The organism is Cupriavidus taiwanensis (assembly GCF_900250075.1).
GTDB lineage: Bacteria > Pseudomonadota > Gammaproteobacteria > Burkholderiales > Burkholderiaceae > Cupriavidus > Cupriavidus taiwanensis_C.
In genome coordinates this window covers 1,261,162-1,278,143 of record NZ_LT977070.1, presented here as the reverse complement: position 1 = coordinate 1,278,143, position 16,982 = coordinate 1,261,162, and the positions used below count along the sequence as shown (strand labels likewise).

Sequence of the window (16,982 nt, the reverse complement as noted above, 5' to 3'; positions counted from 1 at the left end):
GCGGGCGCGCGGCAAGACGGCACAGGCAAACCGAGCGGCAAAGAAAAAGGGCTTCCGTTTCCGGAAGCCCTCTTCTTTCTGCATAGGTGGCGCGGCTGGCAGGATTCGAACCCACGACCCCTTGGTTCGTAGCCAAGTACTCTATCCAACTGAGCTACAGCCGCACGCGAGAAAAAGATTATAACCCAGTTTTCGTTTTTGTGAAGCCCCCCCTCCAACTTTTTTGCGATCTTTATTGGAGTGGGTCGACGCCGCCCCGCCACCGGGGCGGCCCGGCAGCGGGCTTTTCCTATAATGGCAGACTGAAGAGAAGTGATCCGGACCATGAACAAGGCATTTGTCAAAGAGTCCTCCGGCGACGAGGACGACGATCTCCCCGAAGGCGCAGCACCGCTGCCTCCCGGCACCAAGAACTACATCACCGCTGAAGGCTATGCGCGCCTGCGCAACGAGCTGATGCAGCTGATCGATGTGGAGCGGCCCGACGTGGTACAGATCGTCTCGTGGGCCGCGTCCAACGGCGACCGCTCCGAGAACGGCGACTATCTCTATGGCAAGAAGCGCCTGCGCGAGATCGACCGCCGCATCCGTTTCCTGACGCGCCGCCTCGACAAGGCCGAAGTGGTCGACCCGTCCCTGCAGGGCGACAACGACCAGATCTTCTTTGGCGCCACCGTTACCTACGCGCATGCGTCGGGCGAAGAGACCACCATCACCATCGTCGGCATGGACGAGGTCGATCTCGACCACAACCACGTCAGCTGGATCTCGCCGATTGCCAAGGCGCTGCTCAAGGCGCGCGAAGGCGACACCGTGGCGTTGCGCACGCCGGCCGGCGTCGAGCAGATCGATATCCTGGAAGTCCGCTACCCGGCGCGCAAGCAGTAAGCCGGCGCCGGCGCTTCAATTGTCGTTGCGGTCGCGGAAGATGCGGATGACGTCGGGGTTGCGGCGCAGCCCGCGCATCACGTTGGCCAGGTGCAGGCGGTTCTGCACCTGGATGATGAACTGCATGTAGGTGGCTTCCTGCTGGCCGGCGTCCTGCTGCTCCATCGCCACGTGGGCAACGTTGGCATCGGCCGCGGTCAGGTCCGCCGCCACGCGCGCGACGATGCCCTTGACGTTGCGCACCATCACCTTGATCGACACGTCGAAGGCGCGCGTGGTCTTCTTGGCCCACATCACATCGATCCAGTGCTCCGGATCCTTGCTGTGCAGGCGCTTGGCGATCTTGCAGTCCTGCACGTGGATCTGCAGCCCCTCGCCCTTGCCCAGGTAGCCGACGATTGAATCGCCGGGGATGGGGCGGCAGCATGCCGAGAAGATCATCGACATGCCTTCGTCGCCGGTGATCGGCACCGCGGGCGCTTCCTCGCCGGCAAAGGTCTGCACCGCCGCCAGCAGCGCGCTGTCGACATCGCCGGACAGCTCCTGCAGCAGGATCTCCATGCGCTTGGCCACCACCGCCGGCACGCGCCGGCCCAGCGCCAGGTCGGCGAAGATGTCTTCGCGCTGCTTGTTGCCGGTCCACTGGATCATGCGGTCCCACACCGACTGCGGCACCGCCTTCAGCTCGATGCCGAGCTGGCGCGCCGACTGCTCCAGCAGGCGCTCGCCCAGCTGGATCGCCTCGTCCAGCTTGGTGGTCTTGAGGTAGTGGCGGATCGCCGCGCGCGCCTTGCCGGTGCGCACGAACGACAGCCATGCGGGGTTGGGTTTGGAATACGGCGCCGTCACCACCTCGACGATATCGCCGCTCTTGAGCTCGGTGCGCAACGGCAGCATCTCGTTGTTGATCTTGACCGCGACGCACTGGTTGCCCAGGTCGCTGTGCACCGCGTAGGCAAAGTCCAGCGCGGTGGCACCGCGCGGCAGCGCGCGGATATGGCCCTTGGGCGTGAACACGTAGACCGCGTCGGGGAACAGGTCGATCTTGACGTGCTCGAGGAATTCCTGCGAATCGCCGGTCTGGCTCTGGATATCGAGCAGCGACTGCAGCCACTGGTGCGCCTGCTGCTGGATATCGTTGGCGTGGTCGGCCTGGTGCTTGTACATCCAGTGCGCGGCCACGCCGGCCTCGGCGATCTGGTGCATGTCGCGCGTGCGGATCTGGAACTCCACCGGCGTGCCGAACGGACCCACCAGCGTGGTGTGCAGCGACTGGTAGCCGTTGATCTTGGGGATCGCGATGTAGTCCTTGAACTTGCCGGGCATCGGCTTGTACAGGCCGTGCAGCGCCCCCATCGCCATGTAGCAGTGCATCTGCGTTTCCACCACCACGCGGAAACCGTACACGTCCAGCACCTGCGAGAACGACAGCTGCTTGTCGTGCATCTTGCGGTAGATGCTGTACAGCGTCTTCTCGCGCCCGGACAGTTCAGCCACGATGCCGGCATCGGCCAGCGCCTTCTGCGCGGCCTCGAGGATGCGCTTGACCACCTCGCGCCGGTTGCCGCGCGCAGCCTTGACGGCTTTTTCGAGCGTGGCGTAGCGGAATGGCGAGCCGACCTTGAACGACAGTTCCTGCAGCTCGCGGTAGATCGTGTTGAGACCGAGACGGTGCGCGATCGGCGCATAGATCTCCATGGTCTCGAGCGCGATGCGGCGGCGTTTCTCCGGCGGCACGAAGTCGAGCGTGCGCATGTTGTGCGTACGGTCGGCCAGCTTCACCAGGATCACGCGCACGTCGCGCGCCATCGCCAGCAGCATCTTGCGGAAGCTTTCCGCCTGCGCCTGCTCGCGGCTCTGGAATTCGAGCTTGTCCAGCTTGGTCAGGCCATCGACCAGTTCGGCGACCTTGGGACCGAATTTCTCGGCCAGCTCGCTCTTGGTGATGCCCTGGTCTTCCATCACGTCGTGCAGCAGCGCCGCCATGATGGACTGCACGTCCAGCTTCCAGTCCGCGCACAGCTCGGCCACCGCCACCGGATGGGTGATGTAGGGCTCGCCGCTCTGGCGGTACTGGCCCAGGTGGGCCTCGTCGGAAAACTGGAAGGCCTCGCGTACCCGCGCCAGGTCCGGCGCCTTCAGGTACGCGAGCTTTTCCATCAGCCGGGTGATGGAGATGACCTGCTGGCGCGGCGGCACCGCCGGCTGCGAGGTCGGGCCGAAGAAGTGCCGGTATGACTGCGCCAGCACTGCATCGATAAACAGGCTGTCGGCTGCCGGCGGCGCCACTTGCTGCGCCGCGACCAGTTCGTCCTGCACGGGGGCGCCCCGGGTCTTGCCGGGCGCCAGCGCGGGCGCGACGGCGCGCTCGCCGACGACATCGTCGCCGAGCGGATCGGGAAGATTGGGAGCGCCGGTGCGCGCGTTCACGGAAGACTGGCCCGGAATGGTGCGCTTACGCGCCGCGGGCGGGGCCGCATCGCCAGGCGCCGGCACGACCGCGGTCGGCGACGGCTGGGATGGAGGCTTGGAGGGCGGATGCGGCGATGGCATGGCGGCGGCCCGGGGAATCCGGCTGGGGAGCCTGGAACAGTGCTGGCACGATGCAGGGATGAGCCATGGGCCGCCTGGTCGATCAGGTCGGGACCTTTTTCAGCATCTCGATGCCGACCTGGCCCGACGCGATCTCGCGCAGTGCCACCACGGTCGGCTTGTCCTTCGCTTCGACCTTGGGCGTGTGGCCCTGCACCAGCTGGCGCGCACGGTACGTGGCCGCCAGCGCGAGCTCGAAACGATTCGGAATGTGTTTCAGACAATCTTCGACGGTAATACGCGCCATATCAAATCCACCTTGGGACAAAACCTTACGTTGGGTTGCTATTTTACAGCACGCGGCGGGAAACGCCGGCGGCGCCCCGCGCGGCTGTCATCGGCAGGCATCGTTTCAGTGGATGCCAAGCTCGATGAACAGCTCCGCATGCCGCGCCTTCTGCGAGGAAAAGCGCAGCCGCGTGGCGCTGATGACGTTGCGCAACTGCTCCAGCGCGTCGTCGAAGACCTCGTTGATGATGACGTAGTCCGACTCCGAGGCGTGGGCCATTTCGCTGCCCGCGGCCAGCAGGCGGCGCACGATCACGTTGGGCTCGTCCTGGCCGCGCTTTTTCAGGCGCTCTTCCAGCGCGGTCAGCGACGGCGGCAGGATGAAGATCTCCACCGCGTTGGAAAAGCGCTGGTGCACCTGCTGCGCGCCCTGCCAGTCGATCTCCAGCAGCACGTCGTTGCCTTGCGCCATTTGCTGCTCGATCCACACGCGCGAGGTCGCGTAGTAGTTGCCGTGCACCTCGGCCCATTCCAGGAAATCGCCGCGATCGCGCGCGCTGCGGAAGGCATCCACGGTAACGAAGTGGTACTCGCGGCCGTCCTCCTCGCCCGGGCGCGGTGCGCGCGTGGTGTGCGAGATCGACAGGCGGATGGCCGGGTCCTGCGCCAGCAGCGCGTTGACCAGCGTCGACTTGCCCGCGCCCGAGGGCGCCACCACCATGAAGAGGTTGCCGGGGTAGACGGTGTCGATGGCGGTGTGCGAGGTCGGAGCGGAGGCCGATGGAGAAGTTGGGCTCATGATGTTTCGGTGACTGTCTTACTCTAGATTCTGGACCTGCTCGCGCATCTGCTCGATCAGCAGCTTGAGCTCCATCGAGGCATCGGCCAGTTCCTTGGCGGCGGCCTTGGAGCCCAGCGTGTTGGCCTCGCGGTTGAGCTCCTGCATCATGAAGTCGAGGCGCTTGCCCACCTGGCCGCCCTTCTTCAGGATATGGCGGGTTTCGTTCAGGTGCGCCTGCAGCCGCGACAGCTCTTCGGCGATGTCGATGCGGATGCCGTAGACGGTGGCTTCCTGGCGGATGCGCTCGGCGATCTCGTCGCGGCTCATCGCCGGCATGCCGTTGGGCGCGGCCAGGTTGAAGGCTTCCTGCAGGCGCTCGGTCAGCTTTTCCTGGTGGTGCGCGATCAGTTGCGGGATGGTCGGGGTCAGGCGCTCGACGATCGCCAGCATGGCGTCGATGCGCTCGGTCAGCGTGGCCTTGAGCGCGTCGCCCTCGCGGCGGCGCGCTTCCAGCAGCTGGTCGAGCGCCTCGCGCGCGGCGCCGAGCACGGCCTCGCGCAGCGACTCCTGCGACAGCTCCGGCTCGACCAGCACGCCGGGCCAGCGCAGGATCTCACCCATGCGCAGGGTGCCGGCGCTGCTGAAGGTGGCGGCCACGGTGGTTTCGAGCGCGCGGATCTGCGCCAGCAGCCCGTCGTTGAGCGCCAGCGTGGCGCCGCCGGCATCGGTGCGCTGCAGGTTGATGCGGCATTCCAGCTTCCCGCGCGACAGCTCGGCCATCAGCATCTCGCGCAAGGCCGGCTCGAACGCGCGGCACTCCTCGGGGGCCCGGAACAACAGGTCGAGGAAACGCGAATTGACAGTGCGGAATTCCACCGAAACAGACGCGGTGCGCCCGCTGGGCTCGCCCTGCGCGTTGGTCAATGGCGCCTGGCGCGTCGCCAGGCCGTAGCCTGTCATGCTGTGGATCATTGGTTGTTCTCGTGATTGGCGCCGCACCGTCGCGAAGCGGCCGCGGCCTGCCGGCGGACGCCCGCCCGGCCGGCGCGCGGCGCAGCCTGCGGGGGGCGCCCTCAAAACGTTGAAAGGCGGGCAATAACGCCCGTATTTGTGTTCTTTACAAGTGACCGATTAGCCCGGACAATCCTGAGGCAAATTCGCGGGGGCAACTCCGGTCCTATTCCCATGACAGAGCCAAAGGGCACGCCCCAACCGAAGAGTGCACCGCTGCCCGTCGGCACGCTGCTGTCCAACTATCGTATTGTAAAGAAGTTGGCCAGCGGGGGGTTCAGTTTCGTCTACCTGGCCACCGACGAAACCGGCGCGCCGGTCGCCATCAAGGAGTACCTGCCGTCGTCGCTGGCGCGGCGCAACCCGGGCGAACTGATCCCCGTGGTGCCCGAGGAAAACGCCGCGGCGTTCCGGCTGGGCCTGAAGTACTTCTTCGAAGAGGGCCGCTCGCTGGCCCGCATTTCCCATCCCAGCGTGGTGCGCGTGGTGAACTTCTTCCGCGAGAACGCCACCGTCTACATGGTGATGAACTACGAGCTGGGCAAGACGCTGCAGGAACATGTGCTGGCGGCCCGGCAGCAGGGGCGCGCCAAGGTGCTGCGCGAGCATTTCATCCGCAAGGTCTTCCACGACCTGATGAGCGGCCTGCGCGAAGTGCATATCCACAAGCTGCTGCACCTGGACATCAAGCCCGGCAACATCTACCTGCGCGAGGACGAGTCCCCCATCCTGCTGGATTTCGGCGCCGCGCGGCAGACCCTGACCATGGAGGCCGCGCGCTTCCAGCCGATGTACACGCCCGGCTTCGCCGCGCCGGAACTGTACGGCAAGCACACTGACCTGGGCCCGTGGACCGACATCTACAGCCTTGGCGCGACGCTCTACGCCTGCATGGCCGGACTGCCGCCGCAGGAAGCCAACCAGCGCGAGAAGGATGACCGCATGGGCGAGGCGCTGATGCGGCTGCGCAGCAGCTATACCAACGGCCTGGTCGACCTGGTCGAGTGGTGCCTGCGGCTGGAGCCATCGGGCCGCCCGCAGAGCGTATTCCGGCTGCAGAAGGAATTGCGCGAGCAGACCAACGCGCTGGGCGAGCAGGCGCTGGCGCCTGCGACCCAGGCGCCGGCACCCGCCCCCATGCCGCCGGAAAAAGCGCCCGCGACCTCGCGCTTTCTGACGCTGCTGCGCCGGCGTGACGAGCAGGCACCCGGCGCGAGCGTCGACTGAATCACAAACCCGGCTGCGACGCCCCCGTGCGCGCGGCCGGGCCATCGAACCCCAAGAAAGCCAACCAGCCAACATGCGATTCTCTGTCTACCAGGAAAGCAGGAAAGGCGGCCGCCGCGTCAACCAGGACCGCATGGGCTATTGCTTCACCCGCGATGCGCTGCTGATGGTGCTGGCCGACGGCCTGGGCGGCCACGCCCACGGCGAAGTCGCCGCGCAGCAGGCGCTGCAGACGCTGGCGCGCCAGTTCCAGCTGCAGGCGCGGCCCGCGGTGCGCAACCCGGCCGAGTTCCTGCAGGACACCATCATGCTGGCGCACCGCGAGATCCACCGCTATGCCGAGGCCAACCAGATGGCCGACGTGCCCCGCACCACGGTGGTCTGCTGCCTGGTGCAGCACGGCCAGATCCACTGGGCCCATGCCGGCGATTCGCGCTATTACCTGCTGCGCAAGGGCCGGCTGCTGACGCGCACGCGCGACCACTCCAAGATCGAGAACCTGCTGCAGCAGGAGCGCGTGCTGCCGATGGAGGTGGCCAACCACCCCGAGCGCAACAAGCTCTACAACTGCCTGGGCTCGCCCAACCTGCCGCTGATCGACCTGGGCGGGCCGGTGCGGCTGGAACCGGGCGACGTCGCCCTGCTCTGCTCCGACGGCCTGTGGGGCCCGCTGGACGAGCCGGTACTGGTGGACAAGCTGTCGCGGCTGTCGGTGGTGCAGGCGGTGCCGGCGTTGATCGACCAGGCGCTGCAGCAGGCCGGCGAAGGTGCCGACAACACCACCGGCATCGCCATGATGTGGGAGCTGGACAACAACACTGCCAGCCAGGACGCGGTGATGACCGACACGCTGCCACTCAATGCCTTCACCACGTCGATCCTGGAGCGCAACGGCACCGACAGCGACCTGCTGTCCGAGGAAGAGATCGAGCGCTCGATCGCCGAGATCCGCGCCGCCATCGACAAGACCAGCAACCTGATGCGGTGATGGCCCCGCGGGGGTCCGGCCCGCGGCGGCGGGCAGCGCGCAAGGTCCGGCAGCGGTAGAATCGCGGTCTCTCCTCCTCTACCCCTTGCGGACAAACCATCTCATGCGACCCAGCGGCCGCGCAGCCGATGCGCTGCGTTCCATCAGCCTTACCCGCCACTACACCCGCCACGCCGAAGGCTCCGTCCTGTGCGCCTTTGGCGATACCAAGGTGCTGTGCACCGCCAGCGTGCTGGCCAAGGTGCCGCCGCACAAGAAGGGCAGCGGCGAAGGCTGGGTCACGGCCGAATACGGCATGCTGCCGCGCGCCACGCATACGCGTTCCGACCGCGAGGCCGCGCGCGGCAAGCAGACCGGCCGCACCCAGGAAATCCAGCGCCTGATCGGCCGCGCCATGCGCTCGGTGTTCGACCTGGCGGCGCTGGGCGAATACACCCTCCACCTCGACTGCGACGTGCTGCAGGCCGACGGCGGCACCCGCACCGCGGCCATCACCGGCGCTTTCGTCGCCGCCCACGACGCGGTCTCGACCATGCTGCGCGACGGCCTGATCGCCGCCAGCCCGATCCGCGACCATGTCGCGGCAGTCTCGGTCGGCATGGTCGACGGCGTGCCGGTGCTGGACCTGGACTACGCCGAGGACAGCAACTGCGACACCGACATGAACGTGGTCATGACCGGCAGCGGCGGCTTTGTCGAAGTGCAGGGCACCGCCGAAGGCGCGCCCTTCAGCCGCGCCGAGCTCGACGCCATGACGCGCCTGGCCGAAGCCGGCATCGCCCGGCTGGTGCAGTACCAGCGCGAAGCGCTGGGCCTGGCCTGAGCCCCGGAGCCCGCGATGCGACGCCTGGTACTGGCCTCCAACAATCCCGGCAAGCTGCGCGAATTCGGCGCGCTGCTGGCCCCGCTCGGCTTTGACGTGGTGACGCAGGGCGAGCTCGGCATCCCCGAGGCCGAAGAACCCTTCGCCACCTTTGTCGAGAACGCGCTGGCCAAGGCCCGCCACGCCAGCCGGCTGGCCGGGCTGCCCGCGCTGGCCGACGACTCCGGCATCTGCGTGCAGGCGCTGGACGGCGCGCCCGGGGTCTATTCCGCGCGCTATGCGCAAATGGCCGGACAGGCCAAGTCGGACTCGGCCAACAACGCCTACCTGGTCTCGCAACTGGCGGGCAAGCTGAACCGGCACGCGTATTACTACTGCGTGCTGGTGTTCGTGCGCCACGCCGAAGACCCGTGCCCGATCATCGCCGAAGGCGTGTGGCATGGCGAAGTTGTCGACGCGCCGCGCGGCGCGGGCGGCTTCGGCTACGACCCGCACTTCCTGCTGCCGGCGCTGGGCAAGACCGCAGCCGAGCTGCCGCCGGAAGAGAAGAACCGCGTCAGCCACCGCGCCCAGGCGCTGCGCGCACTGGTGGCCCGGCTGCAGGCCGAGGCCGCGGAGACTGGCACGCGATGATTCCGATCGTACCGGCCTCCGCGTCCGTGCCTGTCGACAGCAAGCAACTGTGGCTCAAGCCCGGGCAGATCAGCCTGCCCGGATCGCCGCCGCTGTCGCTGTACGTGCATATCCCGTGGTGCGTGCGCAAGTGCCCGTATTGCGATTTCAACTCGCATGCCGCACCCGGCGCCGACAACCACGAGATTCCGGAAGACCTCTACCTCGACGCGCTGCGCGCGGACCTGGAGCAGTCGCTGCCGCTGGTATGGGGACGCCCGGTGCATACCGTCTTCATCGGCGGCGGCACCCCGAGCCTGCTGTCGGCGGCGGGCATGGACCGGCTGCTGTCGGATATCCGCGCGCTGCTGCCGCTCGACGCCGATGCCGAGATCACGATGGAGGCCAATCCCGGCACCTTCGAAGCCGACAAGTTCGCCAGCTACCGCGCCAGCGGCATCAACCGGCTGTCGATCGGCATCCAGAGCTTCAACGACCGGCACCTGCAGGCACTGGGCCGCATCCACGGCGGCACCGAAGCGCGCCGCGCCATCGACATCGCCCAGGCCAGCTTCGACAATATCAACCTGGACCTGATGTACGCCCTGCCCGGCCAGACCCTGCAGGAGTGCCAGGCGGACGTCGAAGCCGCGCTGGCCTGCGGCACCACGCACCTGTCGCTGTACCACCTGACGCTGGAGCCGAACACGCTGTTCGCGAAGTATCCGCCGGCATTGCCCGACGACGACACGGCGTACGAGATGCAGGACTGGATCGAAGCGCGCACGGCCGCGGCGGGCTATCGGCACTACGAGACTTCGGCCTATGCAAAGCCGCACTGCGAGGCGCGCCATAACCTCAACTACTGGCGCTTCGGCGACTATCTCGGCATCGGCGCCGGCGCGCACGGCAAGCTGTCGTTCCCGCAGCGCGTGCTGCGCCAGATGCGGCACAAGCACCCGGCCACCTACATGGCGCAGGCCATGGCTGGCAACGCGGTGCAGGAAGCGCGCGACGTCGGCGCCGACGAGCTGCCGTTCGAGTTCATGCTCAACGCGCTGCGCCTGACCGACGGCGTGCCGGCCTCGAGCTTCCACGACTACACCGGGCTGCCGCTGCACACCATCAGCAAGCAGCTGGCCGAGGCCGAGAAAAAAGGCTTGCTGGAAGCCGACCTGACCACGATCCGCCCCACCGAACTGGGCCGGCGCTTCCTCAACGACCTGCAGGAGATGTTCCTGAAGGACTGAGCGGCCCGCACGCCGGCAACGATAAAAAAAGGCCACGCTAGCGCGTGGCCTGTGGCTTCTGGCAAACGTCAGGCTGGCAGGTCAGTACGGCGTGGCCGTGTCGTTGGCCACGCGCGCGCGCATGCCCACTTGCAGGCTGCCCAGGTTGGACTGCGTCACCGTGGCGAGGCGGCCGTCATCGAGCCGCACGTTGACGCGATAGACCGTTTGCGTATTGCTGCCCGCGCGCTTCTCGATCTGATTGCCGGCCACGGCGCCGACCACGGCACCGCCGATGGTCGCCGCGGTCTGGCCGCGCCCGCCACCGATCTGGTGGCCCAGCAGGCCGCCTGCCGCGCCGCCGATCACGGTGCCCAGCAGGCCCGAGCTGCCCTGCGTGGTGGTGACCGGCTCGATCGATTCCACGCGGCCGTAGTAGACCGCGCCGGCCGGTGCCTGCGAGGTGTGGGGGTTCTGGTAACCCGGGGGCGGCGCGTTGTAGCCGGTGTTGTAGCCCTGGTCGTAGCCGCTGTTGTACGGCGCCGCACAACCGGCCAGCGCAGCCGCCGCGGCCACCGGAACGATCAGCCATGTCTTGCTTGGGATTCGCATTTTGAGTTCTCCTCTGTTGCCAGGCAAAAGCCGGGGATGCGGCACACACCGCAGTGCCCGGTACGACCATATGAGCGATGGCGCGATATGAAGGTTCCGCCATGTCAGACAGAGCCCGACAGCACAGCGCAAGATGTGGCCGGAAATTTGCGGCTGCGCCCATGCCGCGAGGCAAGTCCCCATCGGGGAGCGTGGGGCTTGTATAATGCGCGGCCAGACCGTTGCGTCTGCATGCGGCACTGCGCCGGAGGCCCCGCCCCTTTCGCGCTACAATGCCCGCACTTTCCGGAAGCGTGGCCGAGTGGTTTAAGGCAGCAGTCTTGAAAACTGCCGATGGGGTGACCCATCCGTGAGTTCGAATCTCACCGCTTCCGCCAGACAACGAAAACGGCCCGCACCGGCGACTGGTGCGGGCCGTTTTCATTCGGCCTCGTCGTGCAGGCCTTGCTTCAGCAGCCGGTAGGCCTCGGCCTCCGATATCCGGAGCCGGTACTTGGTGGCCAGCACACGCGCCAGCCCGCGCGCCGCGCCCGGAGGGCTGTGGCGCAGCTGCTCGCGGTAGGCCTCGACCTCATAGCGCAGGCGCCAGCGCCGGCTGGCCAGGTAGAGCACGCCCATCAGGCCCCAGCTGCGCCAGAACTGGCGCACGTGGACCTTCTCATGTTCGATCAGCGCCTGGCTGGCGCCGGGGCGCAGCAGGATCAGCGGGCCGGGCGTGAAGCCGTCAAACCCGCGCGGGATCAGCCAGCGGGTTTCGATGACCAGGCACAGGGGTGAGCGGCAGCAGCGGAGCATGCTTCTAGCATAGCGCGCCGGCCGCGCTCGCGCCGTGGCGTGGTGACGCGATCAGGCGGCTGCGCGCAGCGGCGCGGCCGGGGTCGCCGGCGCGCCGGCCTGGCCGCGCGAACGGCCGGAACTCAGGTAGCCTGCGATCGATTCCTGCGTGACCTCGCCCAGGTAGGCGCCGTCCGCGCCCATCACCGGCAGCCAGCTGGTGTTGTGCTGGTACATGCGCGACAGCACGATGCGCAGGTGCTCGTCGAACGCCGCGGTCACCGCGAACGGGCGCATCACCTCGCTGCACAGGCCCTTGCCCGCGCGCGCGTCGCGGCGCGTGACATAGCCCAGCGCGCGCTGCGCGTCGTCCACCACCGGCAGGTGGCGCACGTCGGCATCGTCCATCACGCCCAGTGCCTCGGCCAGCGGCATGTCCGGGCGGCAGCTCGGCGGCATGGTGGCGGCGTCGCCGGCGCGCACCAGCAGCAGGCGCTTGAGCGTGTTGTCGTGGCCGACGAAGGCCTGCACGAACTCGTCGGCCGGGTGCGCCAGCAGCGCGTCGGGGTGGTCGAACTGCACCAGCTTGCCACGGCGGAACACCGCGACCTTGTCGGCCAGCTTGATCGCCTCGTCGATATCGTGCGAGACCATGATCACGGTCTTGCCGAGCTGGCGCTGCATCTGCAGGAATTCGTTCTGGATGCTCTCGCGGTTGATCGGGTCGACCGCGCCGAAGGGCTCGTCCATCAGCAGCAGCGGCGCGTCGGCCGCCAGCGCGCGGATCACGCCGATGCGCTGCTGCTGGCCGCCGGACAGCTCGCGCGGATAGCGCGACAGCAACCGGTTCGGATCGAGCTGCACCATCGCCATCAGCTCGCGCGCGCGTTCGCGGCACTGCTTCTTGTCCCAGCCCAGCAGGCGCGGCACCACCATGATGTTCTCTTCGATGGTCATGTTGGGAAACAGGCCGATCTGCTGGATCACGTAGCCGATCTTGCGGCGCAGCGTCACGCCGTCGAGGCCGCGCGTATCCTCGCCTTCGATGCGCACCGTGCCCGAGGTCGGCTCGATCAGCCGGTTGATCATCTTCAGCGTGGTGGTCTTGCCGCAGCCCGACGGGCCCAGGAAGACGCAGATCTCGCCGCGCGGCACCGTCAGCGACACGGCGTCGACGGCGCGCATCTCGGTGCCGTCTTTCTGCGGGAAGGACTTGGTGAGTTGGTCGAGTTCGATCATAGACGGATCCCCTTCGGCGTCAGCGCCCGCTGCAACCACTGCAGGAAGGCATCCGCCACGATGGCGAGCAGGCTGACCAGGACCGCGCCCACCGCCAGCTTGCTCATGTTGCTCTGGCTGATCGCCTGCAGGATCAGCACCCCAAGGCCACCCGCGCCGATGATGGCGGCAATGGTGGCAACCCCGATATTCATCACCACGGCGGTGCGCACCCCGCCGAGGATCACCGGCACCGCCAGGGGCAGGTCCACCAGCCGCATCCGTTGCCAGGTGGTCATGCCGATGCCGCGGCCCGCTTCCTGGATGCCGGGGTCGACGTTGGCCAGCGCGGTGTAGGTGTTGCGCATGATCGGCAGCAGCGAGTACAGGAACACCGCCGTCACCGCGGGCACGTAGCCGAGCGCATGGCCGAAGCGCGCGAAGATGGGGATCATCAGCCCGAACAGCGCGATCGACGGCAGCGTCAGCACGATCGTCGCCAGCGCCAGCAGCGGCGTGGCCAGCGCGCGGAAGCGCGTGATCAGGATGCCCAGCGGCACCCCGATCAGGATCGCCAGCCCCACCGCCGAGCCCACCAGCGCGAGGTGCTCGCCGGTCAGTTTCAGCAGCGTGGGCCAGCTGTGTTGCAGGTATGCGAACAAGTCCATGCGGCCTTCCTCAGATCAGTCCGTGGCCGCGCAGGAAGTCCTCCGCCACCTTGTCCACCGGCTGCTGGCCGATGTCCACCTTGTAGTTCATCTCGGTCATGCTCTGGTTGTCGAGCTTCGCCGCGAGGGCATTGAGCAGGCCCGCCAGTTCCGGATGCTTGTCCAGCACGGGCTTGCGCACCACCGGCACCGCGTTGTACGGCGGGAAGAAGTGCTGGTCATCCTCGAGCAGCACCAGGTCGAAGCCCTTGACGCGGCCGTCGGTGGCGTACACCAGCCCCAGTTCCACCTGGTTGTTCTTCAGCGCGGTGTAGACCAGGCCCGGATCGAGCTGGATTACGTCGCGGCGCGAGAACGGCAGCTGGTACAGCGCCTTGAGCGGCTCCAGCCCGTCCGGTCGCGCGGCGAATTCCATGTCGACCGCGAACGGGTGGCTGGCGTCGGCGCCGGCCTTGCGCATCTGCTCGGCAAAGGCCGACAGCGTAGTCGCGCCGCTGGCGGCCGCGCGCTCCTTCGGCATGGCCAGCGCGTAGGTATTGTTGATGCCCGAGGCATCGAGCCACACCAGGCCGCGCGCGCCGTCCATCTGCTTGACGCGCGCATAGCTTTCGCGGGCATCGAGCTTTTCTTCGACCTTGTTGAACACGATCAGCGCGGTGCCGGTGTAGTCCCACACCACGTCGAGCTGGTCGTTCTCGATGGCCTGGCGCATCAGCGTGCTGCCCAGGCCGGCGGTCAACTCGGCGTCGAAGCCCTTGGCGCGCAGGTACCTGGTGGTCATCGACGACAGCAGCAGCTGTTCGGTGAAGTTCTTGCCGCCCACGCGGATGGCGGCGCCCGCGGCCCGGGCCTCGGGCGCGGTGGCCAGCGCCAGGCCGGCGGCGAAGGCGGTGACCGCCGCCACCAGCAGCACCGCCCGGCGGGCGCGGCGGCGGAGGTATTGCATCTGCTTTTCCATTTCGGTCTCCCCAGTTCAGCGCGCCAGGCCGCGGCGGCGCAGGTACAGCTGGCCGGCGGCGGCGAACAGCGCATCGAGCGCCAGCGCCAGCAGCGCCGTGGCGGCGGCGCCCAGCAGCAGCAGCGGCTGGTTGTTCAGGTAGATGCCCGGGAAGATCAGCTCGCCCAGGCTGTTGGCGCCGATCAGAAACGACAGCGGCACGGTGCCGACGTTGATCACCAGCGCGATGCGGATGCCGGCCAGCATCACCGGCAGCGCGTTGGGCAGTTCCACGCGCACCAGGCGCTGGGCCGGGGTCATGCCGATGCCGCGCGCCGCCTCCAGCAGCGTGGGCGAGACATTGCGCAGGCCCTCGTAGGTGTTGCGCACGATCGGCAGCAGCGAGGCCAGCCACAGCGCCAGCACGGCAGGCCGCTCGCCGATGCCGAGCACGGCCAGTGCCAGCGCCAGCACCGCCAGCGACGGCACCGTATTGCCGACGTTGAAGACCTGCATCAGCCGGTCGGCCCAGCGGCGCATGCACGGCCGGCTCAGCGCGATGCCGGCCGGGATGCCGGTGGCCAGCGCCAGCGCCATCGACAGCACCACCAGGCGCAGGTGGTCGGCAACGTCGTAGAGCAGGCGCTCCTGGTACTGGCGGATCACGTCGACGCCGATCCACGCCACCAGGGCGGCCAGCGCGGCAAGCGTCAGTCCCGCCCAGGCCAGCGCCCGTGCCGATTGCTTTGACATACTCTCCCCTTCTCCGGGTCGAAAAGCGCGCAGCACGCCACTTTCCGGCGACGGAAAACAATATGGGCTGGTGCGTGCGGAGATGGGGCGCCACCAGTCCCGGTTCAGATTGCATTGCCGCCATGACCGGCACGATTGCCGGCGGACGGTCTGTGGATTCGTCCGCCAGGGGCGGGGAATCGCGATTGACGGGATGCCGTTGGACGGCAGTCCCTGAAGCGGCGCAACCGGCGGTGCAGGCACAGCGCGAGCGGTTGGCCAGTGGCAGCGCAAGTATTGAAGTTTTCCGACGCGCCGCCGGTCCATCGGCCGTTGACTGGCAAGGGCTGGCGGGTCTTCTCCCACCTTGCTTCTCGCATCAACGGATGACAAAGAGAGCGCTATTATAGCGATCTTCATCGATCTTGTCATCTTTGCCGTTTCCCGGGGCCATCTGGCACCGATCTTCGGCCTTCACGGCTGCTGTTGGCGGAGGTCCGGACACCGCACCCGCCGCGCTCCTATCGTTCCGAAATCAATACAGCACCTTGATCGATTTGATGCGCCGGCAGAACAATCTGTTGCCCGTGCGCCCTCTACTCTTTCCCCGCCAAACCACTAAATTGACGGGGTAGCTGAAACGACGGACCGCCGCCATCGCGGCCGCGGACCGCCCCACAGGAGCAAGACATGGACACCCGTACCCTCGCCACCATTCCCGCCGCCGCCGCCGAAAGCGTGACGCGCTCGCGCACCGTCGACCGCGTGGTGCGCGGCATCGCCACCTCGGACGGCGCCGGCGTCAAGCTGACCCGCGTGCTGACGCAGAACCTGCAGCGCCGGCTCGATCCGTTCCTGATGCTCGATGCCTTCGGCACCGACAGCAAGGACGACTACATCGGCGGCTTCCCCGATCATCCGCACCGCGGCTTCGAGACCATCACCTACATGCTGGCCGGGCGCATGCGCCATCGCGACAGCGCCGGCAACGAGGGCCTGCTGCAGAACGGCGGTGCGCAATGGATGGTGGCCGGCGCCGGCGTGGTCCACTCGGAAATGCCCGAGCAGGAAGACGGCCGCATGGAAGGCTTCCAGCTGTGGCTGAACCTGCCGGCCGCCGACAAGATGACGGCGCCGTGGTACCGCGACCTGCCCGCTGCCGAGATCCCGACGGTGGCGCTGGAGCATGGCGCCACGGTGCGCGTGCTGGCCGGCGCCAGCCATGGCGTGGCCGGCGCGATCACGCGGCCGGTGACCGAGCCGGTCTACCTGGACGTCGAGCTGCCGGCTGGACAGGACTTTGCGCAGGCCCTGCCGGCCGGGCATAACGCCTTTATCTACGTGTACCGGGGCGAAGTCTCGGTCGGCGCGGGCGACGACCGCGCCGTGGTCGAGGCGCAGCGCATGGGCGTGCTGGACAACGCCGGCCAGGCTGATGGCGTCATCGTCAGGGCCGAGACCGACGCACGCTTTCTGCTGATCGCCGGCCGGCCGCTGAACGAGCCGATCGCGCAGTACGGCCCGTTCGTGATGAACACGCAGGAGCAGATCTACCAGACCCTGGCGGATTTCCGGGATGGAAGGTTTGCGACGGCGACGAGCGCGTAACCCGTCGCCCGATCTGCTCGCGGGCGTTACAAGACCGCCGCCTCCGGCAAGGAG

General features: G+C 67.6%; 17 protein-coding genes and 2 tRNA genes. 8 read left to right on the top strand and 11 right to left on the bottom strand.

Features of this window, described 5'->3' with window-relative positions; genetic code table 11:
• Window positions 1–87: 87 nt before the first annotated feature.
• Window positions 88–164 (bottom strand) — tRNA-Arg (locus tag CBM2588_RS05920).
• A 160-nt stretch (window positions 165–324) separates the two neighbouring features.
• Between CBM2588_RS05920 and greB the strand changes: the two genes are divergently transcribed.
• On the top strand, window positions 325–888 hold the full coding sequence (greB, locus tag CBM2588_RS05915; protein ID WP_115679771.1) for a transcription elongation factor GreB: 564 nt from the start codon (window positions 325–327) through the stop codon (window positions 886–888).
• A 15-nt stretch (window positions 889–903) separates the two neighbouring features.
• Here greB and CBM2588_RS05910 read toward each other — a convergent pair whose 3' ends face one another.
• The 4 genes from CBM2588_RS05910 to CBM2588_RS05895 form a co-directional block, all read right to left on the bottom strand.
• Window positions 904–3,318, bottom strand: a complete 2,415-nt coding sequence (locus tag CBM2588_RS05910; RefSeq protein WP_115681416.1) for a RelA/SpoT family protein — start codon at window positions 3,316–3,318, stop codon at window positions 904–906.
• 205 nt (window positions 3,319–3,523) lie between these two features.
• Complete coding sequence (gene rpoZ / locus CBM2588_RS05905; RefSeq protein WP_006578656.1) at window positions 3,524–3,727, bottom strand: DNA-directed RNA polymerase subunit omega; 204 nt, start codon at window positions 3,725–3,727, stop codon at window positions 3,524–3,526.
• 105 nt (window positions 3,728–3,832) lie between these two features.
• Window positions 3,833–4,429 (bottom strand): guanylate kinase, encoded by a 597-nt coding sequence (gene gmk, locus CBM2588_RS05900; protein ID WP_373429534.1) that lies wholly within the window; start codon window positions 4,427–4,429, stop codon window positions 3,833–3,835.
• Between the two features lie 96 nt (window positions 4,430–4,525).
• Window positions 4,526–5,461 carry a YicC/YloC family endoribonuclease gene (locus tag CBM2588_RS05895; protein ID WP_062797481.1) on the bottom strand — a complete coding sequence of 312 codons (936 nt, stop codon included), beginning with the start codon at window positions 5,459–5,461 and terminating at the stop codon, window positions 4,526–4,528.
• Between the two features lie 213 nt (window positions 5,462–5,674).
• On the opposite strand from CBM2588_RS05895, the gene CBM2588_RS05890 reads away from it, so the two are divergent.
• The 5 genes from CBM2588_RS05890 (at window position 5,675) to hemW (ending at window position 10,400) form a co-directional block, all read left to right on the top strand.
• A complete protein-coding gene (locus CBM2588_RS05890) occupies window positions 5,675–6,727 on the top strand; it encodes a serine/threonine protein kinase (protein WP_115679769.1) in 1,053 nt (350 codons plus the stop codon).
• A 73-nt stretch (window positions 6,728–6,800) separates the two neighbouring features.
• Window positions 6,801–7,715 (top strand): PP2C family protein-serine/threonine phosphatase, encoded by a 915-nt coding sequence (locus tag CBM2588_RS05885; protein ID WP_115679768.1) that lies wholly within the window; start codon window positions 6,801–6,803, stop codon window positions 7,713–7,715.
• A 103-nt stretch (window positions 7,716–7,818) separates the two neighbouring features.
• Entirely contained in the window at window positions 7,819–8,538 is a 720-nt protein-coding gene (rph, locus tag CBM2588_RS05880) for a ribonuclease PH (RefSeq protein WP_115679767.1), read from the top strand.
• Window positions 8,539–8,553: 15 nt separating this feature from the next.
• Window positions 8,554–9,171 carry an RdgB/HAM1 family non-canonical purine NTP pyrophosphatase gene (gene rdgB, locus CBM2588_RS05875; protein WP_115679766.1) on the top strand — a complete coding sequence of 206 codons (618 nt, stop codon included), beginning with the start codon at window positions 8,554–8,556 and terminating at the stop codon, window positions 9,169–9,171.
• Entirely contained in the window at window positions 9,168–10,400 is a 1,233-nt protein-coding gene (gene hemW, locus CBM2588_RS05870) for a radical SAM family heme chaperone HemW (RefSeq protein ID WP_115679765.1), read from the top strand. The genes rdgB and hemW overlap by 4 nt, the downstream gene beginning before the upstream one ends.
• Window positions 10,401–10,481: 81 nt before the next feature.
• Here the strand turns inward: hemW and CBM2588_RS05865 are convergent, their stop codons facing one another.
• Window positions 10,482–10,991 (bottom strand): glycine zipper 2TM domain-containing protein, encoded by a 510-nt coding sequence (locus CBM2588_RS05865; RefSeq protein ID WP_115679764.1) that lies wholly within the window; start codon window positions 10,989–10,991, stop codon window positions 10,482–10,484.
• Between the two features lie 287 nt (window positions 10,992–11,278).
• Between CBM2588_RS05865 and CBM2588_RS05860 the strand changes: the two genes are divergently transcribed.
• Window positions 11,279–11,368, top strand: a tRNA-Ser gene (locus CBM2588_RS05860).
• 43 nt (window positions 11,369–11,411) lie between these two features.
• Here CBM2588_RS05860 and CBM2588_RS05855 read toward each other — a convergent pair.
• The 5 genes from CBM2588_RS05855 to CBM2588_RS05835 are packed head-to-tail and all read right to left on the bottom strand — an operon-like array spanning window position 11,412 to window position 15,341.
• Window positions 11,412–11,786 (bottom strand): hypothetical protein, encoded by a 375-nt coding sequence (locus tag CBM2588_RS05855; protein ID WP_115679763.1) that lies wholly within the window; start codon window positions 11,784–11,786, stop codon window positions 11,412–11,414.
• A 51-nt stretch (window positions 11,787–11,837) separates the two neighbouring features.
• Window positions 11,838–13,004: an osmoprotectant ABC transporter ATP-binding protein OsmV gene (locus CBM2588_RS05850; RefSeq protein WP_115679762.1), complete on the bottom strand. Its 1,167-nt coding sequence runs from the start codon at window positions 13,002–13,004 to the stop codon at window positions 11,838–11,840.
• The gene (locus CBM2588_RS05845; protein ID WP_012352190.1) at window positions 13,001–13,651 is read right to left on the bottom strand and encodes an ABC transporter permease; all 651 of its coding nucleotides are present in this window, start codon (window positions 13,649–13,651) and stop codon (window positions 13,001–13,003) included. The genes CBM2588_RS05850 and CBM2588_RS05845 overlap by 4 nt, the downstream gene beginning before the upstream one ends.
• A gap of 10 nt (window positions 13,652–13,661) precedes the next feature.
• A complete protein-coding gene (locus CBM2588_RS05840) occupies window positions 13,662–14,597 on the bottom strand; it encodes a glycine betaine ABC transporter substrate-binding protein (RefSeq protein WP_115681415.1) in 936 nt (311 codons plus the stop codon).
• A 27-nt stretch (window positions 14,598–14,624) separates the two neighbouring features.
• Window positions 14,625–15,341: an ABC transporter permease gene (locus tag CBM2588_RS05835; RefSeq protein WP_115679761.1), complete on the bottom strand. Its 717-nt coding sequence runs from the start codon at window positions 15,339–15,341 to the stop codon at window positions 14,625–14,627.
• A 669-nt stretch (window positions 15,342–16,010) separates the two neighbouring features.
• On the opposite strand from CBM2588_RS05835, the gene CBM2588_RS05830 reads away from it, so the two are divergent.
• On the top strand, window positions 16,011–16,928 hold the full coding sequence (locus CBM2588_RS05830; RefSeq protein ID WP_115679760.1) for a pirin family protein: 918 nt from the start codon (window positions 16,011–16,013) through the stop codon (window positions 16,926–16,928).
• The last annotated feature ends 54 nt before the right edge of the window (window positions 16,929–16,982 follow it).